Origin of the sequence: Streptomyces sp. NPDC046821, from assembly GCF_040645335.1 — a bacterium.
Lineage (GTDB): Bacteria > Actinomycetota > Actinomycetes > Streptomycetales > Streptomycetaceae > Streptomyces.
In genome coordinates this window covers 485,268-510,553 of the sequence record NZ_JBEYYB010000001.1, presented here as the reverse complement: position 1 = coordinate 510,553, position 25,286 = coordinate 485,268, and the positions used below count along the sequence as shown (strand labels likewise).

At 70.4% G+C, this 25,286-nt stretch carries 20 protein-coding genes; 10 read left to right on the top strand and 10 right to left on the bottom strand.

From position 1 onward, the window contains the following. Positions 1–10 precede the first annotated feature (10 nt). The gene (locus ABZ893_RS02415; protein ID WP_361395422.1) at positions 11–1,468 is read right to left on the bottom strand and encodes an oligosaccharide flippase family protein; all 1,458 of its coding nucleotides are present in this window, start codon (positions 1,466–1,468) and stop codon (positions 11–13) included. 177 nt (positions 1,469–1,645) lie between these two features. On the opposite strand from ABZ893_RS02415, the gene ABZ893_RS02410 reads away from it, so the two are divergent. Together ABZ893_RS02410 and ABZ893_RS02405 are read left to right on the top strand one after the other, a co-directional pair. Beyond that, complete coding sequence (locus ABZ893_RS02410) at positions 1,646–4,315, top strand: polysaccharide biosynthesis tyrosine autokinase (protein ID WP_361395419.1); 2,670 nt, start codon at positions 1,646–1,648, stop codon at positions 4,313–4,315. Continuing rightward, the gene (locus ABZ893_RS02405) at positions 4,312–4,878 is read left to right on the top strand and encodes a low molecular weight phosphatase family protein (protein WP_361395417.1); all 567 of its coding nucleotides are present in this window, start codon (positions 4,312–4,314) and stop codon (positions 4,876–4,878) included. Before ABZ893_RS02410 ends, ABZ893_RS02405 begins: the two co-directional genes overlap by 4 nt. Here ABZ893_RS02405 and ABZ893_RS02400 read toward each other — a convergent pair. Both ABZ893_RS02400 and ABZ893_RS02395 read right to left on the bottom strand, forming a co-directional pair. Beyond that, the gene (locus ABZ893_RS02400) at positions 4,854–5,858 is read right to left on the bottom strand and encodes a polysaccharide deacetylase family protein (protein ID WP_361395414.1); all 1,005 of its coding nucleotides are present in this window, start codon (positions 5,856–5,858) and stop codon (positions 4,854–4,856) included. The two genes, ABZ893_RS02405 and ABZ893_RS02400, sit on opposite strands and share 25 nt — an antisense overlap. Continuing rightward, positions 5,855–6,700, bottom strand: coding sequence for a class I SAM-dependent methyltransferase (locus ABZ893_RS02395; protein ID WP_361395412.1), 846 nt, complete (start codon positions 6,698–6,700; stop codon positions 5,855–5,857). The genes ABZ893_RS02400 and ABZ893_RS02395 overlap by 4 nt, the downstream gene beginning before the upstream one ends. A 187-nt stretch (positions 6,701–6,887) precedes the next feature. Here ABZ893_RS02395 and ABZ893_RS02390 point away from each other — a divergent pair, with 187 nt between their 5' ends. Genes ABZ893_RS02390 through ABZ893_RS02380 form a run of 3 tightly spaced genes read left to right on the top strand, consistent with a single transcriptional unit; the run spans position 6,888 to position 10,401 of the window. After that, complete coding sequence (locus tag ABZ893_RS02390) at positions 6,888–8,147, top strand: nucleotide sugar dehydrogenase (protein WP_361395409.1); 1,260 nt, start codon at positions 6,888–6,890, stop codon at positions 8,145–8,147. A 17-nt stretch (positions 8,148–8,164) separates the two neighbouring features. Next, positions 8,165–9,328 (top strand): glycosyltransferase family 4 protein, encoded by a 1,164-nt coding sequence (locus tag ABZ893_RS02385; RefSeq protein WP_361395406.1) that lies wholly within the window; start codon positions 8,165–8,167, stop codon positions 9,326–9,328. Further along, positions 9,325–10,401 (top strand): GNAT family N-acetyltransferase, encoded by a 1,077-nt coding sequence (locus ABZ893_RS02380; protein ID WP_361395403.1) that lies wholly within the window; start codon positions 9,325–9,327, stop codon positions 10,399–10,401. The genes ABZ893_RS02385 and ABZ893_RS02380 overlap by 4 nt, the downstream gene beginning before the upstream one ends. Positions 10,402–10,636: 235 nt before the next feature. Here the strand turns inward: ABZ893_RS02380 and ABZ893_RS02375 are convergent, their stop codons facing one another. The 3 genes from ABZ893_RS02375 to ABZ893_RS02365 all read right to left on the bottom strand — a co-directional run bounded on the left by ABZ893_RS02375 (position 10,637) and on the right by ABZ893_RS02365 (position 14,654). Further along, positions 10,637–12,025 (bottom strand): UDP-glucose/GDP-mannose dehydrogenase family protein, encoded by a 1,389-nt coding sequence (locus ABZ893_RS02375; RefSeq protein ID WP_361395400.1) that lies wholly within the window; start codon positions 12,023–12,025, stop codon positions 10,637–10,639. A 44-nt stretch (positions 12,026–12,069) separates the two neighbouring features. After that, a complete protein-coding gene (locus ABZ893_RS02370; protein WP_361395397.1) occupies positions 12,070–13,029 on the bottom strand; it encodes a UDP-glucuronic acid decarboxylase family protein in 960 nt (319 codons plus the stop codon). A 296-nt stretch (positions 13,030–13,325) separates the two neighbouring features. After that, positions 13,326–14,654, bottom strand: coding sequence for a sugar transferase (locus tag ABZ893_RS02365; RefSeq protein WP_361395395.1), 1,329 nt, complete (start codon positions 14,652–14,654; stop codon positions 13,326–13,328). 494 nt (positions 14,655–15,148) lie between these two features. Here ABZ893_RS02365 and ABZ893_RS02360 point away from each other — a divergent pair, with 494 nt between their 5' ends. The 4 genes from ABZ893_RS02360 (at position 15,149) to ABZ893_RS02345 (ending at position 19,505) form a co-directional block, all read left to right on the top strand. Further along, entirely contained in the window at positions 15,149–16,342 is a 1,194-nt protein-coding gene (locus tag ABZ893_RS02360; RefSeq protein ID WP_361395392.1) for a glycosyltransferase family 4 protein, read from the top strand. 57 nt (positions 16,343–16,399) lie between these two features. Next, entirely contained in the window at positions 16,400–17,473 is a 1,074-nt protein-coding gene (locus tag ABZ893_RS02355; protein WP_361395389.1) for an NAD-dependent epimerase/dehydratase family protein, read from the top strand. Beyond that, a complete protein-coding gene (locus ABZ893_RS02350) occupies positions 17,470–18,264 on the top strand; it encodes a WecB/TagA/CpsF family glycosyltransferase (protein WP_361395386.1) in 795 nt (264 codons plus the stop codon). The genes ABZ893_RS02355 and ABZ893_RS02350 overlap by 4 nt, the downstream gene beginning before the upstream one ends. Before the next feature lie 77 nt (positions 18,265–18,341). After that, positions 18,342–19,505 carry a TetR/AcrR family transcriptional regulator gene (locus ABZ893_RS02345; protein WP_361395383.1) on the top strand — a complete coding sequence of 388 codons (1,164 nt, stop codon included), beginning with the start codon at positions 18,342–18,344 and terminating at the stop codon, positions 19,503–19,505. Positions 19,506–19,514: 9 nt separating this feature from the next. On the opposite strand, the gene ABZ893_RS02340 is transcribed toward ABZ893_RS02345, so the two are convergent. Beyond that, positions 19,515–20,726, bottom strand: a complete 1,212-nt coding sequence (locus tag ABZ893_RS02340; protein WP_361395380.1) for an oxygenase MpaB family protein — start codon at positions 20,724–20,726, stop codon at positions 19,515–19,517. Positions 20,727–20,892: 166 nt separating this feature from the next. Continuing rightward, positions 20,893–21,867 carry an alpha/beta hydrolase gene (locus ABZ893_RS02335; protein WP_361395377.1) on the bottom strand — a complete coding sequence of 325 codons (975 nt, stop codon included), beginning with the start codon at positions 21,865–21,867 and terminating at the stop codon, positions 20,893–20,895. A gap of 91 nt (positions 21,868–21,958) precedes the next feature. Here ABZ893_RS02335 and ABZ893_RS02330 point away from each other — a divergent pair, with 91 nt between their 5' ends. Next, positions 21,959–22,600, top strand: coding sequence for a TetR/AcrR family transcriptional regulator (locus tag ABZ893_RS02330; RefSeq protein ID WP_361395374.1), 642 nt, complete (start codon positions 21,959–21,961; stop codon positions 22,598–22,600). Between the two features lie 52 nt (positions 22,601–22,652). On the opposite strand, the gene ABZ893_RS02325 is transcribed toward ABZ893_RS02330, so the two are convergent. Both ABZ893_RS02325 and ABZ893_RS02320 read right to left on the bottom strand, forming a co-directional pair. Next, positions 22,653–24,050, bottom strand: a complete 1,398-nt coding sequence (locus tag ABZ893_RS02325) for an MFS transporter (RefSeq protein ID WP_361395371.1) — start codon at positions 24,048–24,050, stop codon at positions 22,653–22,655. Between the two features lie 168 nt (positions 24,051–24,218). Continuing rightward, positions 24,219–25,283, bottom strand: a complete 1,065-nt coding sequence (locus ABZ893_RS02320; protein ID WP_361395368.1) for an alcohol dehydrogenase catalytic domain-containing protein — start codon at positions 25,281–25,283, stop codon at positions 24,219–24,221. Between the last annotated feature and the right edge of the window lie 3 nt (positions 25,284–25,286).

Here is a 25,286-nt window from a genome sequence, read left to right as displayed (position 1 = left end):
GGGGCTCGGCTCACCCCGTGACAAGCCCCCGCGAGACCGCCGCCGAGTACAGCGGGAGGCGGCGCCGCAGCGCCACGCACACCAGCGCCACCGGCACCATGCCCAGCAGTCCGTGCACGACCTGCGACACCGGCCCGCTGCCGTAGCCGGACGCCAGCTGCCCGCTGGCGTACAGCGCTGCGCCGAGGCTCGCGTGGACGGCGTACGGCCGGACGAGCGACGACAGGGGGCACACCTCGGACCGGTGCCAGCGGACGAGTTGCTCCACATGGCCGACACCGGCCGCGACCGAAGCGGCCGCGGCGACGAGCACCATGCTGTGCCCGACCGTCACCGACAACGCTGCGACGACCACCGTGGCCACCAGGACGAGCGACTGGGTGCGCAGCAGGCTGCCCATCGCCTTGCGGATCTCGTCCGCCGCGTAACTGACCTGACACAGCAGCACGAGCGGGGCGCCCAGGGCCAGTACGGGTACCAGGGCGCCCGCCTGTCCCCAGCCGGGCCCGAGCAGGAGCTCCAGGGCGGCCGGGCCCACGCCCGCCAGCACGCCGAAGGAGATGAAGGCGACCGCGGAGGCCGCGCTGAGGACGTCGGGCAGCACGGTGGCGAGCGACCGCCCTTCCGCGTTGATCCGCGCCAGCGACGGCATGACCGCCCGCCGCAGGCTCTGGCACAGCACGACGACCGGCAGGTTCACGGCGAGTGACGCGCGCGAGAACTGGCCACCCGCGGCCGACCCGAAGAACCGCGTGACGGCCCACAGGGACACGTCGGCCGCCGTCATCTGGATCATCCCGTAACCGGCGAAGGCCCCCGAGATACGCAGCATTTCGCCCGCCGGCACCGGGGGCCCGTCCGCGAGGGGCAGCCGCGCGAGCCGCACCCCCGCCACCACCAACACCACCGTGGGAGTAACGACTTGGGAGATCACCAGTCCGTACGGGCTCCACCCGAGTTCGAGCAGGACGGCACCGGCCGCCATGCCGACGAACTGGGCACCCGTCTCCGTGACGGCGCAGAAGCGGGCCCGGTCCATTCGGCGCAACGCCGCGACGGCCACCAGTGAGGCCGGCTGGGTGAGGAAGTACAGGCCGTAGAGCTGCACCATCGGGCGGATCTCCGGCAGCCCCCACAGCGCGGCCGCCGGTGCGGCCACCAACTGGCTGACGACGCAGCAGAAGACGCCGCTCAGCAGCGAGACGCGGTAGGCGGTCCGGACGGTCGGCCGGGTCAGCTGCTCCGCGCGCAGCAGGTAGGTCGCGAGCCCCGCTCCGGCGACGTAGCCGAGCACGGTGGTGGCCGCGGCGGCCGCGGCGAACGCCCCGAAGTTCTCGGGGAGCACCACGCGTGCGGTGTAGGCGGTGTAACAGAGCTGGAGCACCGTGGCGACGATCGCCGAGGCGTAGTTCCAGACCAGGGCGACCAGCGTGGTGCGCGCCTCCGGTGCTGCGGTGTCGGTGGACAAGGCTCTCCCTGTCTCAGTACGTCCGGCTTTGCCGCGATTCTCCAGAACCAGCGGGCGTTGCCCGGCGAGCGACATCGCGCCCGGCCGAGATTCACCCGATACCGGAACGGATGAGTGCAATTGGACACGCTCGGCGGCGCGCCCGCCTCCGACCGGTCGACCGGTAGCGTGACCGATATGTCACTAGCTGTCACCTCGCGAGCGATCGTGGGCAAGCGGCCCCGTGTGTCCCTGGTCGCCCTGGCCGCCTTCTGGATGCTCACGGGAGGCGGCCTCACGCAGCTCGGACTGAACGGCGCGGCCACGGTTGTCGTCTTCCTCGTAGCCGTGATCACGCTGCCGCGCGCCATGCTGTACCGGCCCGCCGGTGCGGGCGCCGCCGACGCCGCCGACTCCGCCGACTCCGCGGCCCGGCGGTCCGCGAGGCTGCCGCTGCCCCTGTGGCTCTTCGCCGGTTATGCGCTCGTCTCCTTCATCCAGCAACGGACTCTGGACGGCGCCCAGAACACCCTGGTGTACCTGTCGTTCGTGGCCGTGATGGCCCTGGCCGCCGCGTGGGCCTCGCCCGGCTCGGCGCTGCTGCTCCTGCGCTGGCTGCGCGGCGCGGCCGTGCTGACCGCCGTCGGATATCTGGTGACGGTGGTCGTCGCCGGGCCGGCGAACAACGAGGTCTACGCCAGCCGGCTGTTCGGCGAGGGCATCTGGATCGGACTGGTCGCCGCGGTCCCGCTGGCGGAACGCTCGCGCCGGGGCTGGTTCGCACCCTTCCTGCTGGTGACCGCCGACGTCCTGAGTCTGTCGCGGACGTCCGCCGCCGTGTGCCTCTTCCTGTTGCTCGGCCTTGTGGTCAAGGGCCGCAGACGCGGTGAGTTCCGGCGGGCGCTCCTGCTCGCCGGCGTGTTCGCGACCGCCGCGTATCTCCTGGTCACCCGGTACGCGCCACTGCGGGACCGCTTCACCCAGAACGACCAACAGGGCTTCGCGGGGGTGGAGATCGGCACGTCGGGCCGTTCCTGGCTCTGGAGCAACACCTGGAACGCCATCAAGGAGGCTCCGTGGCTCGGCCACGGCGTAGGAACCGTGCAGGCCACCGTCGGCCATCCGCACAACGACTATCTGCGGCTGTGGCACGACTTCGGACTCCTCGGGCTCTGTCTGTGGCTGGCGGCGATGTTCGTCCTCGCCCGCGGGGCGTACCGCCGCAGGCGCGCCACCCGGAACGGACCCGAGTGGGCGATCCACCACGCCGCCCTGCTCGCCGTGGTCGGCCTGAGCCTCAACGTGATCACCTCGAACCTGCTCGTCTACCTGTTCGTCATGCTGCCGGTCGCGGTCGTCATCGGCACCAGCCTGGGCCTCGGGCCGGGCAGCGACCAGGAACTCCGTCGAACCCATCCGAGCTCCTCCAACCCGAAGGGGTACACCTTGGATCTGCGCGGCTTCCTCAAAGCCCTAGCCCGACGATGGCTCTCCGTCACCGCGCTGACGCTCCTCGGCCTCGGCGCCGGGATCGCCTTCACGACGTACTCGACGCCCCAGTACCAGGCCGACAGCCAGATCTTCGTCTCCACCCGGACCGCGGCCGACATCTCGCAACTCAACGAGGGCAGCGCGTTCTCGCAGGCGCGCGTGCAGTCCTACGCCGACATCATCTCCAGCCCCGCGATCGCCAAGTCGGTCATCGGCCGGCTCGGACTGACGATGACACCGGCCGAGCTGACCGAGCACATCAGCGCCAAGGTCAAGCTCAACACCGTGCTCATCGACATCTCCGTCACCGACACCAGCCCCCGCCGTGCCGCGCGGATCGCCAACTCCGTGGCGAGCGAATCGAGCCGGATGCTCGTCAGCCTGGAGACGCCGACCGGGGAGCGGGCCGCCCCGGTGAGCATCGGCATCACGCGCCAGGCCGAGCCGCGGACCGACCCCATCAGCCCGAAGCCCGTGCTCGACGCGGCGATCGGTCTGCTCGCTGGACTCGTCGTCGGCGTCGGTCTCGCCGTCCTGCGCGAGACCCTCGACACCACCGTGCGCACCAGCTCCGCGCTGGCCGAGGTGACGGGCCTCGCGATGCTGGGCAGCATCCCGTTCGACAAGGAGGCGCCGCAGACCCCGCTCGCGGTCGGCCCGGCCGGTTACAGCGCCCGCGCCGAGGCCTACCGGCTCGTGCGGACCAACCTGCAGTTCGCCCAGGTCGACCGCAGGCCGCGGGTGATCATGGTGACCAGCCCGCTGCCGGGCGAGGGAAAGACCAACACCGCGACGAACCTGGCGCTTTCGCTGGCCGAGACCGGCGCCCGGATCTGCCTGGTCGACGCCGACCTGCGCAACCCCTGCGTCGCCAAGAACCTCGGGCTCGTCCAGGACGCCGGCCTCACCAGCGTGCTCATCGGCATGGCCACCACCACCGACGTACTCCAGTCGTTCGGGGAGCAGGGCCTCAGCGTTCTCACTTCGGGACCCATGCCGCCGAACCCGGCGGAGCTGCTCGCCTCCGACCGGATGCGGCAGATCCTCGAGGACCTCACCCAGGAGTTCGACACCGTCGTCGTGGACAGCGCCCCGCTGCTGCCGGTCGCCGACACCGTGGGCCTCGCCCCGGCCGTCGACGGCACGGTCCTCGTCGTCCGGGCCGGACGCACCCCCGGTGAACGCGTGAAGGCCGCGGTCAGCGCCCTGCACTCCGTGAACGCCTCCGTGCTCGGCGGCGTGCTGAGCATGGCCAAGGCGGCCAACAAGGGCTACGGATACGGGTACGGCTACGGATACGGGACGCCCCCCACCGGCACGGAGAACCTCGTGACGCCGCCCCGCAAGGAGGCCGACACGGTGGGAATCTCCGGGTGACCACCTTCCGGCTGCTGTTCGTGTGCACCGGCAACATGTACCGGTCGCCGATCGCCGAACGGCTGCTGCCCGTGCGTCTGGGGGCGGCGGCCGACGGCTTCCGGATCGGCAGCGCCGGCACGAGGGCGCGCCCGGGGGAGCCGCTCAGGCCCTGGAGCGAGGCCGTGATCGAGGAACTCGGCGGCCGGACGGCGGACTTCACCACCCGACGCCTGTCGGCCGAGCTGATCGGCTCGGCCGACGTGGTCCTTGGGCTTGCGCGGGAGCATCGTGAGGCCGCGGTACAGCTTCGGCCCACCGCGTTGCGGCGCTGTTTCACGCTCGAGGAGTTCGTACGCCTCACGGAGGGGCGGCCCGTGGTGGGCGACCCCGGGGCGGTGGTGGCCGGGGCGGCCGCGGCTCGCGGCCGTGCTGCGCCGGGGGCTCCGGAGTCGGAGGACGTCGAGGATCCCGACGGCCTTTCCTTCGCGGAACTGCGGGACTGCGCCGCCCGGATCGACCGGGCGCTGCGGCACGTGGCCGCAGCGCTGACGACCGGTCAGGACCTGCTGCTGAGCGGCTGACCCGCACGCGCGACGGCGCGGGCAGCCCGTCGCCCGGCCCGGAACAGGGCCGGGCGAAGCCCGGAAAGGATGGTCTCGAGCCGGACCACGCTGGTCCGGCTGGAGACGACCAGCCGGTCGAGGCGCAACGGGTGGCGGGCCCCCGGGTCGGCGAGCCGGTGGTTGTAGAGGAACCCGGAACGGTAGCCCGCCTGCGTCAGGAAGCGGTGGGCCCGCTCGTCGACGTTGCCGTTGGGGTAGGCGAAGGAGGTCGGCGGACGGCCCGTCAGCTCCGTCAGCCGGTCGTGCGCCTCAAGGACCTCCCTGCGTACCTGATCGTCGCCGCAGCGGTCGAGGCAGGGATGGGTCAACGTGTGGTTGCCGACGACGACACCCCCCTTCTCCAACTCCCTCAACTGGACTGCGGTCAGCTGACGTTGCGGCGGACAGGGCGCCGAGGCCGTCGCCCGCAGCTCGGCCAGGGCGAGCTGCCGTTCACGCTCGGACAGCAACTTCAGGGTGTGCACCGTGAGGTCGGGCCGGGCGGGCGGCACCCGGTGCGTGGTACCGCCGTTCCTGACCAGGTGCTCGGTCTCGTCCCACCAGAAAGGCGCCGAGGTGCCCACCAGGCCGGGGATGACGAAGCAGACGGCCGGAACCCCGCGCGCCGCAAGCAACGGCAGGCCATGGGCGTGCACGGTGTGATCACCGTCGTCGAAGGTGACGAGCACGCTGCGGGACGGCAGCGCCCGGCCGCCATGGGCGGCCTCCTCGACCCGCTCAAGGGAGACCGGTACGAACCGTCTCTGCAGCAGGTCGAGGTGCGCCTCGAAGTTCGCGGGATCCTCGACGCCGTGGTAACCGAGAACCGCCAGCCGGCCGGCGGCCCGGCGGCGGAACCAGGCCTGGGCGGGCGAGCGGCGCAGCAGGGTGTCACCACCCTGCCAGCCGTCCAGCCGCCCGTGCCAGCGGGCGAGCCTGGCCGCGGCCTCTGGGTTCACGCCCGGACCAGGGCCGGGAACGACGCACCGATACCGACGCCCCGGTACCAGTGGTCGTGCGGCTGCTCGCCGAAGTGCAGGAACTCCCGCTGCTGCTCCTCCGCCCACCGCGACAGCTCCTGCCACATGTAGGTCTTGGTCGCCAGCACGACCGCGTCCGGCGCCAACAGCGGTGTCGCCGCGACGAGTTCGGCGCGCTCGTGCTCCGGGGTGTAGCCGGTGTCCACGAAGAGGAGGTCGATGGGCTGCCGCCCGGCCACGGGACCGGCGAGGAATTCGAGCGAGTCACCGACCACATGCTCGACCACCCGGTCGTACGGCGGCAGGATCAGCTCGCCCGAGCGGTCGTCGATGTCGCAGGTGGCGAGCCGGCCCCGGCCGTTGCGCAGCAGCGCGGCGGCGATCACGGCGCTCCCGAGGCCGCGGTTGGTTCCGGTCTCGACCACGAACTCGGGTCGCAGCGCCCGCACGAGGGCGTACCAGCCGATGCGCCTGCCGTAGCGGACGACCCGGTCGGTGGTGCTGCGCCGAGGGCTGCGGGCCAGCCCGTCCATGACGACCCGGCGCAGCTCGACGTCCTCCTGAAGCTCCGTCAGGTAACCGCGCACCTCGTCCACCGGCCTCCCGGTCACCGTCGAGACGAACCAGGCCAGGTGCTCCAGGTTCAGCGGTTCGAGGTCGTACGTGTAGTGGACGAGTTCACGCGAGCGCAGCAGCCAGGAGGCGGACTGCTGCACGTTACGGGTGTTGTGCCGGGCCACCGCCGCGATCCTGCTCGGGAGAACGGCGAAGGGCGCGAGCGGGCTGGCGGCAATTCGGCGGGTCAGCGCATTGTGCTTCATGACTACTCCTAAGGAGTCTTGTCCGATTCCTTCACCGGGTTTCTGGCAAGTCATTCAGTACGTTCACGAAATTTATCCAGCGTGGCCGCGAAGTCTCCACCGACACGCCCCGACGGTCGGTCGTCCAGAGATCCGCAGTGTGCAAATGCTTTCCTGGGCACATCACGAATTTCAGGACGGTGCGAGGATGATCGAACGTCATTCACTGGTCGTGGTAGGTCTCGGATACGTCGGTCTCCCCCTGGTCGTCGAAGCTGTCCGGGCCGGATTCACCGTCCACGGCCTTGACGAGGACCGGCGGCGCGTCGACGGCCTGCGCGCCGGCCGGAGCCATATCGACGACGTGCCGGACGAATCCGTCGCCGAGGCCCTCACCCAGGGGTTCACGCCCACCGAGGACCCCGACTGCCTGCGTGACGCCGACGTCGTGGTCATCTGCGTGCCCACCCCGCTCGACCAGTCGGTTCCCGACCTCGGGGCGGTCCGGGCCGCGGCGGCGGAGCTGACCGGACGCCTGCGGCCGGGTGCGCTGGTCGTCCTGGAGTCGACCACCTACCCGGGCACGACCGAGGAAGTACTGCTTCCGGCACTGGAGCACGACGGCCGAAAGGTCGGCCGGGACTTCCACCTCGCTTTCTCGCCCGAGCGGATCGACCCGGGCAATCCGGCGTTCTCGCTGCGCAACACGCCGAAGAGCGTCGGTGGGGTGACGCCCGAATGCACGGCCGCGGCCGAGGCGTTCTACCGCCGAATCGTGGATACGGTCGTGCCGGTCAGCACCCCGGCCGTCGCGGAAATGACGAAACTCCTCGAAAACACCTATCGTCAGGTCAACATCGCCCTCGTCAACGAAATGGCGGTCTTCTGCCACGAGCTGAAGATCGATTTGTGGGAGGCCATCGACGCGGCGGCCACCAAGCCATTCGGGTTCCAGGCTTTCCGGCCAGGCCCGGGAGTCGGCGGGCACTGCATTCCGATCGATCCCAACTATCTTTCGCACCGCGTGCGGAGCCTCGGTTATCCCTTCCGGTTCGTGGAGCTGGCCCAGGAGATCAACAGCCGGATGCCGACGTTCGTCGTGGACCGGGTGATCAGGCTGCTCAACGAGGAGGGGCGCAGTCTCCGCGGTGCGCGGGTACTCCTGCTCGGCGTGACCTACAAAGCGGACATCGCCGACGAGAGGGAGTCCCCGAGCCTGCCGGTCGCCGAACGACTTCAGGACCTCGGTGCCGATGTCGGCTACCACGACCCCTACGTGCCGCACTGGAACGTCCACGGCACGGCACTCACCCGCACCCCGCAGCTGCACGAAGCCGTGGCGGAGGCCGACGTCACCGTCCTGCTGCAGGCACACACCACCTACGACCTCGACGATCTCGCCGCCCGCTCCCGGCTGTTCTTCGACACCCGGGGACGGACCTCCGGCAAGAACGTGGCCAGGCTGTAGCCCGAGGAGGACCCCCGATGTTCTGCCCCCAGCGCGCCCCGCGGCCCCGGGTCACCTTCGTGACACCGATGCTCTCGGAGTTCCGCCGCCCCTTCTTCCGTCGGCTGGCCGAGGACCTGGCAGACGTCGAGGTCGACCTGACGGTGGCCTACGGCCGGCCCTACAACAGCGACATGGACTCCCGTGCCGACGCCGTCGACATGGAAGGCGCGGTACAACTGCCGCAGTACACCCTGCGGGTGGGGAAGCGGCCCCTCGTCTACAAACGCCTCGGGCCGCTGTTCCACTCCTCGGACGTGCTGGTGGTGGACCAGGCCCTGCGCAACGTGGAGCTGTATCCGCAGTTGATCAGGCAACGGCTCGGCCGGGGCCCGGTCATCTCCATGTGGGACCATGGCCGGACGTACTCGAAGCCCCAGTCGCAGCGGGAGCAGCAGCTCAAGTTCGCCTTCACCCGCCAGGCCCGGTGGTTCTTCGCCTACACCGAGGGCGGCGCCCGCAGCGTGGTCGAACACGGCTTTCCCGAGGACCGGACGACGGTCGTCCAGAACTCCATCGACACCACCGCCGTACGGAAGGCGTACGAGCAGGTGACGGCCGGGCAGTTGGCACGGGTCCGGGAGGAGTACGGCCTGACGCCCGGGCGGACGGCGCTGTACATCGGGGCGATCAGCTCCTCGAAGCGCATCCGCTTTCTCCTGGAGGCGGCGGACGCCGTGGCGCGGCTGCTTCCCGGATTCCGCCTGATGGTGGCGGGACAGGGTGAGGAGATGGCCACCCTCCAGGCATGGGCCGCGCGTTCGGCCGCCGTCGTCCCGGTGGGGCAGGCCTTCGGCGAGCGGAAAGCCCTGCTCGGGGCGGCCGCCGACGTGCTGCTCATGCCAGGTCTGGTCGGGCTGTGCGCCGTCGACTCCTTCGCGTTGGAAACACCCATGGTCACCACACAGTGGCCGTACCACGGACCGGAGTTCGAGTACCTCGAGCACGGCCGGAACGCCGTCGTCGCCCCCAACGACCTTGGGCAGTACGCCAGTTGTGTGGCGGAGCTGCTCGGGAGCCCGGAGCGGCTCGACGCGATGCGCCGGGAGTGCCGAGAGGACGCCCGGCGGTACACCGTCGAGGAGATGAGCCGGCGCTTCACCGACGGGCTCGTCCGTCTCCTCGCGAACGGCAAGCGATGATCCCGGCCGCAGACGTACGAGCCACTGCCGCACCGGGCTTCGCGGTCCACCGGGCGCCGAGCGGCCTGGCCGCGCTGGAAGACGGCTGGCGCGAACTGGCCGCCGGCGTCCCGGGTTCCTCGTACTTCGTCACGCCGGACTGGGTGCTGGGCTCATGGGAGGCCATGGACGCGTCCGCCGAGGCCGAGATCGCGGTGTGGGCCGGCCCCGACGGGCGTGTGGAAGCTGTCGTCCCCCTGGTGTACGACCGGCAGCGACTGCATCGCCGGTTCCCGTTCCGGGTGACCTGCTGGACCATGCTCGGGGCGGCGACCGACGCGGCGGACCACGGACTGTTCCCCGCCCTGCCGCACCGTCACGACGAAGTCCGCGCCTGGCTCCGGGAACGCACGGGCCGTGCCAGCCTCTGGCTCCCCGCGATGGCACCCGAGGCCGACCCGGGACTGCTGCCGCCCGGCACTCGCCGGATCACCAGCGGAACCTGCCCGCGCCTGGCCGTCGGCCCGGGCATCGGCGTCGGCTCCCGGAGTTTCCGGCGGCTCATGGCGCGGCGGCAGCGGCAGCTCGACACGGCCGGGATCACCTTCCGCTGGGTGCCGCCGCCGGAGATGACCGCCGACGTGCTCGACACCGTGCTCGGCCTGCATCGGGCGCGGCGGCAGGTGGCGGGCACGACGACCGCCTTCGACTCCGGCCGGCGCGACTTCCATCTGCGGCTCCAGAAGCGCGCCGCCCCCGGACGCGGCCCCGCCGCCCTGATCGCCGAGCACGACGGCCGCGCCGTGGGAGCGGTCTACGGGTTCCTGTGGCAGAACACGTTCGCCTACTACAACGGCGGCTGGGACGACGCGTACGCGCGGATGAGTCTCGGCACCGTGCTGCTTGACCGGACGATCGCCATCGTGGCCGAGGCGGGTGTGGAGACCTTCGACTTCCTGCGCGGCGACGAGGCGTACAAATACCGGTCGTTCGGCGCGCGGGACCACTACGACGAGCAGTGGCTCAGGCCGCGCAGCCCGGCGGCGCTGCTCGCGGGCGCTGCTCTTCGGCTGCACCATCGGCGCTCGGGCTGAACGGACTCCGGTGATTCCGGGTCCGGGGCCGACCGGTGTCAATCTCGGACCCGTGTGCCAAGTCCTCGGCTACGACGAGCAGTGGCTCAGGCCGCGCAGCCCGGCGGCGCTGCTCGCGGGCGCTGCTCTTCGGCTGCACCATCGGCGCTCGGGCTGAACGGACTCCGGGAGTTTCGGGTCCGGGGCCGACCGGTGTCGGCCCCGGACCCATGCGTCAAGTCCTCTGCGCAGTAGCTCAGTTCAGGTCGGCGTAGCCCATGGCGGGAGTGTGGCGGTCGGCCGCCTGCTGGTTCGGCACGGCGGTCGTCGGCGTCGGCCGGCCGAGCGCCCGCAGGGTCCAGCCGGCCGACCGCCACAGCGACGCGTCGAGGGCATTGCGCGCGTCGAGGATCTTCCGCGCGGGCACCACGGCGGTGAGCGCGACGGGGTCGATCCGGCGGTACTCCGCCCACTCGGTGAGATGCAGGACGAGATCGGCGTCCGCGCAGGCCTTCTCCACGTCGGGGGCGTAGTCCAGCAGGGGCAGGACGGCCCGCGCGTTGTCCATCCCCTGCGGGTCATGGAGCCGAACGTCCGCGCCCTCGTGGTGGATCGCGGCCGCCACGGCCAGGGCCGGCGAGTCACGGATGTCGTCGCTGTCCGGCTTGAACGTGGCGCCGAGCACGGCGACACGCCGGCCGGTGAACGCGCCGCCCACCATGTTCCGGGCGATGTCGACGGTGCGCCGCCGCTGCCGAGCGTTGATCTCGTCGATCGAGCGGAGGAACGACACCGCGTCACCTACGCCGAGTTCGTCGGCCCGTGCCGTGAACGCCCTGATGTCCTTCGGGAGACAGCCGCCTCCGAAGCCGAGACCGGCGGAGAGGAAGCGCCGGCCGATCCGGGTGTCGTACCCGAGGGCGTCGGCCAGGGTGGTCACATCGGCGCCCGTGGCGTCGCAGACCTCGGCCATCGCGTTGATGAACGAGATCTTGGTGGCGAGGAACGAGTTCGCCGCGACCTTCACCAGCTCGGCCGTCGCCGGATCCATGCTGATGTAGGGCACGCCGGCGCTCAGCATCGGCGCGTACACCTCGCGCAGGGTCTCGTCCGCCCGCTTCGACAGGACGCCGGCCACGAGGCGTTCCGGGCGGACCGTGTCCTGGACGGCGAAGCCCTCGCGCAGGAACTCCGGATTCCAGGCGACCTCGACGTCCGTGCCTTCCGGGGCGAGTTCCTGGACGCGCGCGGCGAGCCGGGCCGTCGTTCCCGCGGTGACCGTGGACTTGCCGACGATCAGGCAACGCTGGCGCAGCAGGGGCGCGAGCCCGTCGACGACGGCGTCGACCGCCCGCAGATCGGCGGCCGGCGAGTCGCGGCGCTGCGGGGTGCTCACGCAGATGAAGTGCACCTCGCCGAACTCGGCCGCCTCCTGGAGCGAGGTGGTGAAGCGCAAGCGTCCCGAGCCGACGGCCCGGGAGAGCACGTCCTGCAGACCGGGTTCGTAGAAGGGGACTCTTCCCTCGCCCAGAGCCCTGATCTTCTCGGCGTCGATGTCGACGCCCAGTACCTCGTGGCCGATGTCCGCCATGCAGGCGGCGTGCACGGCGCCGAGATATCCCGTTCCGATGACGGTCAGTCGCATATCGCCCGTCGCTTTCTGTGTCAGTTCGTCAGTTCGTCAGTTCGTCAGTTCGGAAAACCGGACAGATCGAGTTCCCGGGTTGAATGGCTGAACCACTCCACGGTCCGGCGCACTCCGTCGGCGACCCTGACTTCCGGGCTCCAGCCGAGGTGTTCTTGGGCGCGGGTGATGACCGGGCGGCGGCGGACCGGATCGTCCGTGGGGAGCGGGTGGTACTGGATCTCCGAATGCGAGCCCGTGATTTCCAGGACGAGCTGGGCGAGGTCGGACACCGTCCATTCCTCCGGATTCCCGAGGTTGAAAGGCCCGCTCTCGGAGGAGTCCAGCATCGCGATCAGGCCGCGGACCAGATCGCTCACGTAGCAGAAACTCCGGGTCTGCTTTCCGTCGCCGTGGACGGTCAGCGGTTCGCCGCCGAGCGCCTGGGAGATGAAGCTGGTGACGACCCGTCCGTCGTGCGGGCGCATCCGCGGGCCGTACGTGTTGAAGATCCGGACGATGCCGACGTCGACGCCCAGGCTGCGCCGGTAGGCGAGGGAGACGGCTTCCGCGTACCGCTTGGCCTCGTCGTACACGCTGCGCGGTCCGATCGGATTGACGTTGCCCCAGTAGTCCTCGTCCTGGGGGTGGACCAGCGGATCGCCGTAGACCTCACTCGTCGACGCGAGGAGGAACCGGGCGTTGTCGCGCCGGGCCAGTTCGAGGGCGTTCTCGGTGCCCCGGCTGCCCACGGCGAGGGTCTGGAGCGGCAGGCGCAGATAGTCCGGCGGTGACGCGGGACTGGCGAGATGGGCGACGGCGTCGACCGGACCGGGGACGTCCGCGGCGACGCTCACATCGGCATGGACGAATTCGAAGGCAGGAAATTCCCAGAGGTGAGCGATGTTCTCCGGCCGTCCCGTGCTGAAGTTGTCCAGGCAGACGACGGCGTCTCCACGCCGCAGCAGCGCCTCGCACAGGAATGAGCCCAGAAATCCGCCCCCACCGGTCACGGCAACGCGCATGGTTTTCTCCATGAGTGGAGGTACAGGTGGAGATCTTGTGCAGGATCATGAAAAGGATATGAGCGGAATGCCGTTCCGCCCGGGGTGCGCGACGGACGCCGTGCACTGATTGGCCGGTACCTGGGACTGAATGACTGATCCCGCATTACGCCCACAGGTCCCTGTATTCGAGGGCTGCGACCAGGCGGACCGCCGTTGTCGCGTGCGGAGCGTTCACTCGCATGTGTGGATACGCATCTCGCGCGTCGCGTGGGGGCCGCCGGGCCGACCCCCTTCACGCCAACGGTTCCTGACGGTCAGTAGGCACCCTTGCCCTCGACGACGGCTCGCAGCGTCCGGCGCAGGATGCCGAAGTCGATCGACGGGGACCAGTTGTCGACGTAACGCAGGTCCAGGGCGACCGTCTCGTCCCAGGACAGGTCGGAGCGTCCGCTGACCTGCCACAGGCCGGTGAGCCCCGGCTTGACGCTCAGCCGCCGCAGTTCCACCTCGTTGTACTTCGCCACCTCGTCGGGCAGCGGGGGCCTCGGACCCACCAGGGACATGTGCCCCTGCAGCACGTTCAGCAGCTGGGGCAGCTCGTCCATCGAGTAGCGGCGCAGCACCCGGCCCACGCGCGTGATCCGGGGATCGCGGCGCATCTTGAACATCAGCCCGTCGTGCTCGTTCGTCCCGGCGAGCTCGTGCTTCAGCTGCTCGGCATTGGCGACCATCGTGCGGAACTTCGCCAGGTGGAAGACGCGGCCGCCCTGCCCGACGCGGATCTGCCGGTGCAGGACCGTCCCCGGCGAATCCAGCCGTACGGCGACGGCCACGGCGGCGAACACCGGGGCGAACAGCACCATCAGCAACGCCGCCCCCACCCGGTCCATCACCTGCTTCAGCACCAGGGCGCCGCCGCGCCGCGAGGGCGCGGTCACGTACAGCATCGCGAGGCCGGCCACGGACGAGACGGCGATCCGGCGTTGCGCCACCTCGGTCAGGCCGGGCACGACGGCGAGCGGACGGCCGTCCTCGTGCACGGCCCAGGACAGCCGGCGCAGTCGCTCGCCGGCCATCCTCGGTCCGGACGCGACGAAGACCTGGTCCACGTCGAGGCTCCGGGCCGCCGCGAGCACCGCCAGGGAGTCACTCGACGGCCGCGCCGGGGTCTGCCCGTCGAGCCGTGCCGTGACCGGGGCCACCACGTTGGGGGTGCCGTCACCGACCGGGCACACCCCGACCACGACGAACCTGTGGTCGGTGCGCCGCGACAGATGGTTCACCAGGCCGTCGAGAGCGGCCGCCTCACCGATCACCAGGGACCGGCGCACGGCGCGTCCGGCGCGGCGCAGCGCCAGCAGGTGGCGGTGCGTCAGCGCCTGGCACACCGCCGTGAGCGGAAGGCAGGCCACAAGCCCGGCGAGCGCGAGACGGAACGGTGGCTCCTCACCGGTCGCCGCCCGCACCACCGCCAGCAGCCCCACCAGGATCAGCCAGTCCCGCAGACTTCCGTCCGCGTTGCCGCGCTCTCCCAGGTCACGCCACGTGTACCGGGTACGCCAGGCCCGCACCAGCACCCAGGTCACGGCGACCACGGCCGCGCACACCTCGGCACGCGCCTCGCCGGCGAGGTGGAAAGCCACGTACACCGGCCCCGCGGCCCCCGCCGCGTCTACGGTCAGCGCGACCGGCAGATACCACGCGGGCTTCCCGTGTCGTCTTCGTCCGGCACCAGGCTGCTCCCGGTCGGACCGCATCCGCGTAGGCCCCGGCAACGGCACATGCGGAACGTCTCCCCGAACAGCCACGGGTCACCCTCTCCAACCGGCTCCGACGGATTGCCCCGGATCGATGCACCTGTGGACGGGCGGAAGCCGACGGTCCCGGCCGTGGGGGCCGGGCCGTCGTTCGAGGTGCGGCAGGGGCGGACTCCATCGAGTGTGTCCGAGCCGCGTGCGGTGGGACGGGCGGCGACGCTCCGGTACGAAGAAGTCTCACCCGATGGGCAGCATGGGGCCGGACCGCTCCCCGCCCGTCGCTGCGCCAGCAGAGTGGGATTGCCGCGCGCCCTCCCCAAAAGGACGGCGTGGAGCGCCAGTTGCGCGAGTTTTAGATGCGGCCGCAGAGCGTGCGGGCCGTGACTGACGACGACCGAAGGCACCCCGTCATGAAGATCGCGGTAGTGCACAGCTTCTACTCCTCCGGACAGCCGAGCGGAGAGAACGAGGCGGTACGGGACCAGGTGTGCGCCCTGCGCGCGGCGGGCCACGACGTGGAACTGTTCGCCGCCCACACCGACGAACTGGAGCGGGACCCCTTCTATCCGTTGAGAGCGGCGGCGCGCGTGGCGTCCGGCCGGGGCGACAACCCGCTCACCCGGCTGCGCGCCCACGCCCCCGACGTGGTGCACGTCCAGAACCTGTTCCCCAACTTCGGGCGCTCCTGGGTACGGCACTGGGACGGCCCGCTCGTCGCGACCCTGCACAACTACCGGCCCCTGTGCGCCGCGGCGACGCTCTACCGCGCGGGCGCCGTGTGCACACGCTGCCCGGACGGCGAGCCCTGGGCGGCCCTGCGCTACGGCTGCTACCGCGATTCCCGGGCCGCGACCCTGCCCCTTGCCTGGGCCGGACGGCACGGGCCCGCGCGGGACGCGTTGCTGGCCCGAGCGGACCGGCTCGTCGTCCTCTCCCGGCTGAGCGAGCGGACGTACCGGCGGGCCGGCGTGCCCGCCGGGCGCCTCGTGCGCGTACCCAACTTCGTCGAGGCGCCGCCGTCCGAAGGGTCGGCGGGCGGCGACACCGGCCGGTGGCTCGTCGCCGGGCGCCTCACGGCCGAGAAAGGCGTCCTGGAACTGCTGAACCGGTGGCCCGCCCACGAGCCGCTGGACATCGTCGGCGACGGAGAACTCCTCGCCGCGTGCCGGGCGGCCGCCCCCTCCTCCGTCCGCTTCCTCGGCCGGCTCGACCGGGCCGAACTGCGCGACCGGATGCGCACCTGGCGCGGCCTGGTCTTCCCCAGCCGCTGCCACGAGGGCGCCCCCTGCGTGGAGGTCGAGGCGCTGGCGGCCGGGCTCCCCATCCTCGCCTTCGAGGGCTCGTCGGTGGCCGAGTCGGTACGGGAACACGGCACCGGCCGCGTCACCCGGTGGGACGAGCCGCTCGCCCCGGTCCTGACGGAGGCGGCCACCCGCTTCCCGACGCTCCGCGAACACTGCGAGCAGGTGTACGCGAACCACTTCACGGAAGAGTCGTGGGTCACCCGTATCACCGAGGCGTACGAGGCGGCGCGCAGCGCCAGAGCCCGCACGGCGCCCGCACGGACCGGTTGAACGACCGGCAGAGACACCCGAACAGCACACCTTTCCCCCATCTCAGGAGGCGTCGGTATGAGCGTCGCAGTCGTGACCGGCTCGGCCGGTCTGATCGGTTCGGAAGCGGTACGGCACTTCGCGCGCCTCGGACTTGATGTCGTCGGCATCGACAACGACATGCGCTCGCGGTTCTTCGGACCGGAGGCATCGACCGCGTGGAACGTGAAGCGTCTGGAGCAGGACCTCGGCAAGTCCTATGCCCACCACGCCGTGGACATCCGCGACCGGGAAGCGCTGGCGGCAGTCTTCCGCAAGTACGGCCGGGACATCGCCGTCGTCATCCACACCGCCGCACAACCGTCCCACGACTGGGCCGCGCGCGACCCGTTCACGGACTTCGACATCAACGCCGGCGGCACGCTCAACGTGCTCCAGAACGTACGCGAACACTGCCCCGACGCCCCCCTGATCCACTGCTCCACCAACAAGGTGTACGGCGACCGCCCCAACTCCCTGCCCATGGTCGAGCAGGAGACACGCTGGGAGATCACACCAGGTCACCGCTACGGCGCAGGCATCACCGAAGACATGTCCATCGACACGTGCCTCCACTCGGTCTTCGGCGCCTCGAAGGTGGCCGCCGACGTCATGGTCCAGGAATACGGCCGCTACTTCGGACTCAGGACGGCATGTTTCCGCGGCGGCACCCTCACCGGCCCCGGCCACGCCGCCACCGAACTGCACGGCTTCCTCGCCTACGTGATGCGCTGCGCCATGGAACGGCGTACGTACAAACTCATCGGCTACCAGGGCAAACAGGTGCGGGACGCCATCCACAGCCATGACGTGGTCGCCGCGTTCGAGGCGTTCTTCCGCAACCCGCGCAGCGGCGAGGTCTACAACCTCGGCGGTGGCCGGCACTCCAACGCCTCCAACCTCGAAGCCATCGCCCTGGCCGAGAAGATCTCGGGCAACGAGATGCACCTCGAACACGTGGAGACACCCAGGACCGGCGACCACATCTGGTGGATCAGCTCCAACGCGCGCTTCGAACAGCACTACCCGGACTGGCAGTTGACGTACGACGTGCCCTTGATCCTGACCGAGATCTACGAGGCCAACGTGGACAGGTGGATCTCAGCCCCGTGAAAAGGAACGTGCTCGGCGTCCTCGTCGACGTGACCACCTATGACCGGGCGGCGGGCAGCGTGCTGTCCGCCGCCAGGAGCCGCCGCCCCTTCGCCGTCACCGCGCTGGCCGTGCACGGCGTGATGACGGGCGTACTGGACCGCAAGCACGGCGCCCGCCTCAACTCCTTCGACCTCGTCACCCCGGACGGCCAGCCCGTGCGCTGGGCACTGAACCTGCTGCACTGCGCGGCCCTCACCGACCCGGTGTGCGGCCCGAACCTGACGCTCGACGTGCTGCGCGCGGCGGCCGACGAGGGCCTCCCGGTGTATCTGTACGGCTCGACCGAGCAGACGCTGGACCGGCTGCTCCTGAACCTGCGGAACACGCTGCCGGCTCTGAAGATCGCCGGTCACGAGCCGTCCAAGTTCCGTGCGGCACACCCCGGTGAGGACGAGGAGATCGCCGCCCGGATCACCGAGTCCGGGGCGCGGATCGTCCTGGTCGGGCTCGGCTGCCCGCGCCAGGAGGAGTTCGTGCACGCCATGCGTCCGCTGCTGCCGATGCCGCTGCTCGCGGTCGGCGCCGCGTTCGACTTCCACGCCGGGAACCTGCGCCGGCCCCCTCTGTGGATGCGCAGGTACGGGCTGGAGTGGCTGTGGCGGCTGGGCATGGAACCGCGCCGGCTGTGGTGGCGGTACCTCTTCCTCAACCCGCGCTATCTGCTGCTGCTTATGGCCCAGTGTGCGCGGCCGGCGAGGACCGTCCCGCCGGTCCCGGCGACGGACAGGGCGACTGTATTCCCCGTGTGATCGAGTGGGCCGGGGCCGCCGAGGCGTTGTGCTTGACTGGGCCGTATGGCCCCGTCTCCTCATGTGCGTGAGCGTTCATGACCGCCGAGCCGACCGCGGCCACCCGCCCCCGTAACCGCAGGCAGCTCATCGTCGAGGCGGCCGGCCGGCTCTTCAGTGAGCGCGGCTATCACGCGGCGTCCATGGAGGAGATCGCCGCCGGGGTGGGCATCACCGCCACGGCCCTGTACCGGCACTTCCCCAACAAGTACGCGCTGTTCGCCGAGTGCGCGCACGTGATGGCGGACCGTCTCGTGGGCGCCCTCGACGAACTGCCGCGCGAGGCGGACCAGGCGGACGTACTCGCCGCCCTCATCCGTGTCACGGTCACGCATCGGGCGTCGGGCGGTGTGTACCGCTGGGAGGCCAGGTACCTCAACCGCGAGGACCGCCGGCTCCTCCGGGGGAAGTTCGGGTACGTCGTCGCGCGGGTCACGGAGGCGGTGCGGCGCGAGGGGCCGGGCGCTGAGGTGGAACTGCGGGTCGCGGCAGCGCTCGGCGCGGTCGCGTCCATCACGATGCACCACACCTCCATCGCCCAACACCGGGTCGAGGAACTGCTGTTGGGGTGTGCGCTGATTGTGATCGGGACGGACCCCGCAGGTCCTACGGGGAGCAAGTCCTCCGTACAGCTGCCGACACTCCCGGTACCCCGCACACGACGCGCCGAGATCCTCGCCGCCGCCGTCCCGCTGTTTGCCCGGGACGGGTTCGCCAACGTCACGAACGGCCAGATCGCGGAGGCGGTGGGCCTCGCGCCGTCCGCGCTCTACCGGCACTACCCGGGCAAGGTCGACATCCTGGCGGCGGCCTGTCTGCAGGCGGCGGGGCTGCTCGCGCAGGCGGTGGACCAGAGCCTGCGGGACGTGGCCGATGCGCGTGACGCGGTCGTGGCGCTGGCGGCGACTTACGTGGCGTACAGCTTCGAGCACACCGCGCTCACGAGCGTCGCCGAGGCGGAGTTCGCCGGGCTGCCGGCCGATCTGCGGCGTCCGTTGGTCCTCGCGCAACGGGAGCACATCGCCGTCTGGGAACGGGAGTTGAGACGTGCGCGTCCGGAGCTCGACCCGCGCCGGGCCCGGGTGCTGGTGCACGCCGGGTTCGGCGTGGTGGTCGAGGCGGGGCGGAGACTGCGCTGGCGGGACAGCCCCGACCACCGGGCGGCCGTGACCCATCTGGTCGCGGGCGCCCTGGGCCTTTGAGCGGAGGACTCAGGGGGTCGGTCTGTTCCCCGTCGGAATCACGATGGGCGTAGTCGTCGCCGACGCGCCTTGGTTGAGGAACAGCATGGCCAGGGCCCGCACGAACTGGTCGAACACGTAGAACGCGGCGGGCACTACGGGGGTAAGACCTTCGCGGAACAGGATGAAGGCGGGCCAGCCGGTGCGGATCAGCGCCGCCGAGGCGTAGTCACGCTTCAGCCCGAGCCAGTCGCCGATCTCGTCACTCAGGACGTAGCGCACGAACTCGTTGAGGAACCCGCGCGTGACACCGAGGTCGACCTGGGAGGGCAAGCTGAGCAGATCCTCGGCGAGTTCGACGCCCTCGGTCGTCGGGGCGAGGATCGGCGTGAGCACCTGCCGCGACTGCGCGTCCGCGTCGGCCCACGACTTGGGGATGTACTCGTCCCGCACGCCGAGCAGATGCAGGGCGACCTGCCAGCTGTGCAGGAAGGCGTCCTGGTCCTCGGCCGAGAAGGGGACCTTCCACTCCAGCAGCTTCCTGCGGACGAAGGTGCCCAGGCTGTGGAAGGTGACGAGGATGTTGGCGTTGCTGATGGGGATACGTTCGTCCGTGACGGCCGTCCACTGGGGCGACTGCGGCAGCAGGTGACGTACGGCAGCGTGCACCAGACGTGTCTTGTTGGCGGTGACCACGAACTGCCCTGTCGGCTCAAAGCCGTTGAGCTGGGCGAGGTCGTAGCCGAACGTGAACGTCTTGGCGGCGCGGTCCTTCATGTCCGCGCCGCCCTTGGACCAGTAGACGCTCCTGGCCTCGCGCGGAATCACGGTGCTCATGATCCCGCTGCCGAGCCCGTAGAGCATGAAGAGGTACGTGTCCTTACGCCGGTTGAAGTCGGCGGCGCGGGCCAGCTTGCCGGGATCCGCCCAGGAGGGCAGCGTGTTCACCTTCCGCAGATACGCGGTGAGGTCGGCCGGCAGGCCGCCGGGCAGCGGGTCGTCGTTGTTCACCCACGAAGCCATAGCGGCGTTGACCGCGGGAACCTGTCCGTGAGTGAGGAGAGAGGCGACCAGCCGGTCCACCTCGTCGTCCCACACGTACTCCGGGTCGGTACCCGCCCCGACCCCGGCGACCGACCCCGCCGGCGACCACGCCCAAGCGTCGCTCACATTCGCAGCACTCACGATCCCGAGCGCGGCACCGAGGGACAGGACTCTTCTGCGGCTGACATTCTGCGTCAACTTGCTCGCCTTCCAGATAGGAGGTGCGGAGCATCTCGCCTTGAATACAAGGGAGTTGGTGGCGCGGGTGCGGTTCGGAGCGCGTAGTGGAATGTGATTCCTGATTAACATAGCGAGGGGCGCCAACGCCGACAAGGTCTGCGTCAGGCGCCCCCCGATCGGCCCGTCAGAAGTGCCGCGTCAGCCAGTCCACCAGGATGTCGTTCGTCCCCTCCGGGTCTTCGAGTTGGGTCCAGTGGCCCGTGTCGATCATTCGGCGTTCGAAGTTCTCGAAGTAGTGGAGCAGGTCGTCCGTGAGGGACGGGTGGCAGATCGGGTCGTGGCGGGCCGCGATGAGGAGCGCGGGGACGTCGGCCTTGGGGACGTTGCCGTCGGGGAAGCGCTCCGTGTGCACCTCCCAGTTGCGGAGGATGCTGTGGTACCAGCTGAGGCCGCCGCGGAACCCGGTGCGGGCGTAGGCGTCGGCGTAGTGGCGGAGTTCCTCCGGTCCCATGATGACCTCGCCCGGCCACGTCGACTCGTCGTCCCAGAGCCAGTGGATGTAGGCCATCGTGTCGGGGTCGTGGCGGCCGGTGCGGGACAGGTTGGTGCCCGCGCCGGTGTCCCGGCGCATGAAGAAGCGGAAGGAGCGCTCGGGGTCCTTGTCCAGCTCGTCCTCGCACTCCTGGGTCTGGAAGTGCGCGACGTAGTTCCGGGGACCGTAGGCCTGCTCGTACCGCTCGATGGGGTTCTCCCGCGAGTACCCGAACGGTGTGTTCAGCGTGATGACGCCCGCCACCGAGTCCGGCTGGAGGTACGGCATCATCCACGACACCATCCCGCCGAAGTCGTGGCCGACCACGACCGCCTTCTCGTACCCGGCGTCGGCGATCAGCCCGGCGACGTCGGCCGTGGTCTCCGCGATGCTGTACGCCCTGCGGTCCTCGGGCCCGCTGGACTGACCGTAGCCGCGCATGTCCGGCGCCATGACGTGGAAGCCCGCGTCGGCGATGGGCTGGAGCTGGTTGCGCCACGACGCGGCGAGTTCCGGGAAACCGTGGCAGAGCACGACGCACACGTCCTTCGTCCGCTGCGCCGGCTTCGCCTCGAACACGGCGAGGCGGACTCCGTTGGTGGACACGAATCGTGGTTCTGGCAGCACGGACGGCTCCTCAGGTCGGGCGACGGATACGGATACGGATACGGATACGGTCGACAGATTTCAATCAGGTGTTTGAACTAAGCTGCGGCTCATGGCTTCCACCTCGAACAACCGGCAGGGCGATGCCACGCGGCAGCGGCTGGTCAAGGCCGCCGAGCGGCTGTTCGCCGCGCAGGGCGTGGACGCCGTATCGGTCCGCGCGATCAACGCCGCGGCCGGACAGGGCCCGGCCGCCGTGCACTACCACTTCGGCTCCAAGGAGAACCTGGTCGCCGAGGTGCTTCTCGGTGTCGGCGCCGCCGTGCGCGACCAGATCGCCGCGAACGCCGACGCGCTCGCTGCCCGGCGCGAGGCGCCCACCGCCACCGAGGTGGTGCACGCCCTCACCGACCCGTACCTCGAACTGCTCCTCAAGCACCGCGTGCGCGGGATGCGGTGGGTGAAGATCGTGGTGCAGATCTCCCGCGCGGGCCGGCCGGCCATCGAGTCCACCGGCCAGGACGCCGTCGCGTCGGGCCTGCGCAAGCAGGTGCAGCGCGCGTTCCCCGACTGCGACGCCGACCGCATCGAGCTCCGCTGGCCGATCGTGGTCATGAGCTTCCTCCAGACGCTGAGCCACGCCGACGACCTGGCGGCCACGGGGGGCCGCCTCGGCCGGGACGAACTCGTCGCGTTCTACGAGGACTTGGTGACCTTCGTCATCGGCGGCGCGGAGCAGATGCTGGGCAGTTGAGAGCCTGGGCCGGAGACTGAGACTCGCTTGCTGCCGGAAGACCGGGCGTCGCTCAGGCGGCCGGTGAAGCGACGGGCAGCGGCGCATGGTCGTTCTCGTTCCCGTTCCCGGAGAGGTCGCGGCCCCGGGTCTCGGCGGTCCGCCAGATGGCCACCGCCGTCACCAGCCCGCACGCCATGACGAGGATCGACAGCGGGGTACTGCGGATCCCGCCCGACGCGGCGAGCAGGCTGCTCGCGAACATCGGGGTGAAGCCGCCACCGATGAGAGCCGCCAGCTGGTAGCCGAGCGAGGCTCCGGTGTACCGGACCCGGGTGCCGAACAGCTCGGACAGCAGCGGTGCCAGCGGCGCGTACATCGAGGACTGGAGCAGTCCCTGGGCGAGGACCATGGCGACGACGAGCAGCGTGGGGGACTTCGAGTCGATCAGGGCGAAGAAGGGGAAGGCCAGCAGGATCGTGCCGACGGCTCCGCCGAGGACGACCCGGCGGCGCCCGACACGGTCGGACAGCGCCGAGAAGAACGGGATGGCCACGAGTCCGATGAGCGAGGTGCCCATGAGCCCCGTCATCACGTCGGACCGCGAGTAGCCGATGGCCGTGGCGTAGGTCAGCATGAACGTGGCGATGATCGAGGTCAGCGCGAACGGGCCGATGCCGATGGCGCACCCGAGGATGAGCGTGCGCGGCCGCCGCAGGACCTGCACCAACGGAATGTTGGGCGCCGAGCCGGCGTCCTGCTTCTTCCGCGCCTCCGCCGCCTGCTGGAACAGCGGGCTCTCCGTGATGCTGATCCGCACGTACAGGCCGATGCCGAGCAGGACCGCGCTGCACAGGAAGGGGACGCGCCAGCCCCACGTCAGGAACTGGTCACCCGGCAGCGACGCGACCGTCGTGACCGAGACCGTGGACAGCAGGCCGCCCAGCGGAGCGCCCATCTGCATCACACCGCTCCAGAAACCGCGGCGCTCGGCGTCGGCGTGCTCGACGACCATGAGCGTCGCACCGCCCCACTCACCGCCGATGGCGATGCCCTGCACGACACGCAGCAGGACGAGCAGGGCGGGCGCGGCGACGCCGATCGACGCGTACGTCGGCAGCAGGCCGATCAGAATGCTGGCCCCGCCCATGAGAACCATGGTGAGGATAAGCATGGACTTACGGCCGATGCGGTCGCCGAAGTGCCCGAAGATCGCGCCGCCGAGGGGGCGGGCGACATAGCCGGCGGCCAGCGTGCCGAACGCGGCGATCGTGCCGACGGTGGGGTTCGTCTTGGGGAAGAAGAGCTGGCCGAAGGCGAGGGCGGCGAGGGTGCCGTAGACGAGGAAGTCGTAGTACTCGATGACCGTTCCGAGGAGGCCGGAGATGGCCACCTTGCGCAGCAGCGCGGGGTTCGGTGTGGTGGGCTGGTGCTGGTGCTCGGGTCTTTCGGAGGGCTGTGCTGATGGCATGACGAACTCCCTTGAGCGGTAGGGGCGTTGTCGCATTGGGGGTGCGTGTAGAGGGGATGTCCGCCCGGACCTTGGCTGAGCGGAGAGGTCCGGGTGCGTGGTCCGGGCGGATTACGGTGACCGCCTACGTGGGGGGCGTGCGGCCTTGTCAGCCGTAGAGCGCAGCCGTCAGCTGTCGGCCTTGCCGCGAGGGAGTACGAGGATCTTCACGTGTTCGTCCGGGTTCCGCAGTGCGGTGAACGCGTCGGCGACGCCGTCGAGTCCGACCCGGCCGGTGATGATCGCGTCCGCGTCGATCTCGCCGTCGGCCAGCCGCTGCAGCACGATCTCGTAACCGCGCTCGGTGGGACCGTGGCCGAAGTTGATGGCGATACGCCGGAGTTGGCCGACCACGGGGATGATGGTCTCGTCGGCGAAGGGCGCCGCAAGGACCTGGATGCGCGAGTCGTACGGCAGCTCGTGCAGGAGCTTGTTGATGATGCCGGCCCGGCCGCTGCACTCGTAGGCGATGAGAATGCCGTCGCCCGTCTTCCCTTCCGCCACAAGGGAGTTGTAGAGCTCGATGGGGTCCTGCTCGTTCGGGTCGACGACGTGATCGGCGCCCATCTTGAGCGCGAGTTCACGCCGCTTCGGTGACGGCTCGGACGCGATGATCGTCTGCGTGCCGCGGGCCTTGGCCGCGATGATCGCGCCGAGTCCGATCGTGCCGCAGCCGATGACCAGGGCCGAGTCGGCCGAGGTGAGGCCGGAGCGCTGCATGTGCAGCTCGCCGACGTGGAGCGGTTCCGCGAGCGCCGCGTGCTCCAGCGAGAGGCCTTCGGGCACGTGGCGGGCCCAGGAGCTGTCGACCACGATGTACTCGCCGAACGCGCCGTGGTACTCGTTCGAGTAGCCGATGATCTTCGGGATGCCGGTCGAGGTGTCGGTGACGATGCCCAGGCCGGTCACCCGGTCCCCGACCGCGAAGTCGGAGACCTCGGCCCCGGCCTCGGCGACGATCCCGGCGAACTCGTGCCCGAGGACGATCGGGCGCTGCGCATCGAACTGGGCGAGCGGGTAGTTGGCACCCTCGACCACCTGCACGAACCGGCACGGGTCCTTCGACACCGTGAGGTCACTGCCGCAGATGCCGCAGGCGGCCACCTCGATACGCAGCTGCTTCGGGCCGAGCGCGGGCAGCTCCGGCGCGTCGGCGAGGGTGAAGGTCCCGTCCAGGTACTGCACTGCACGCATGGG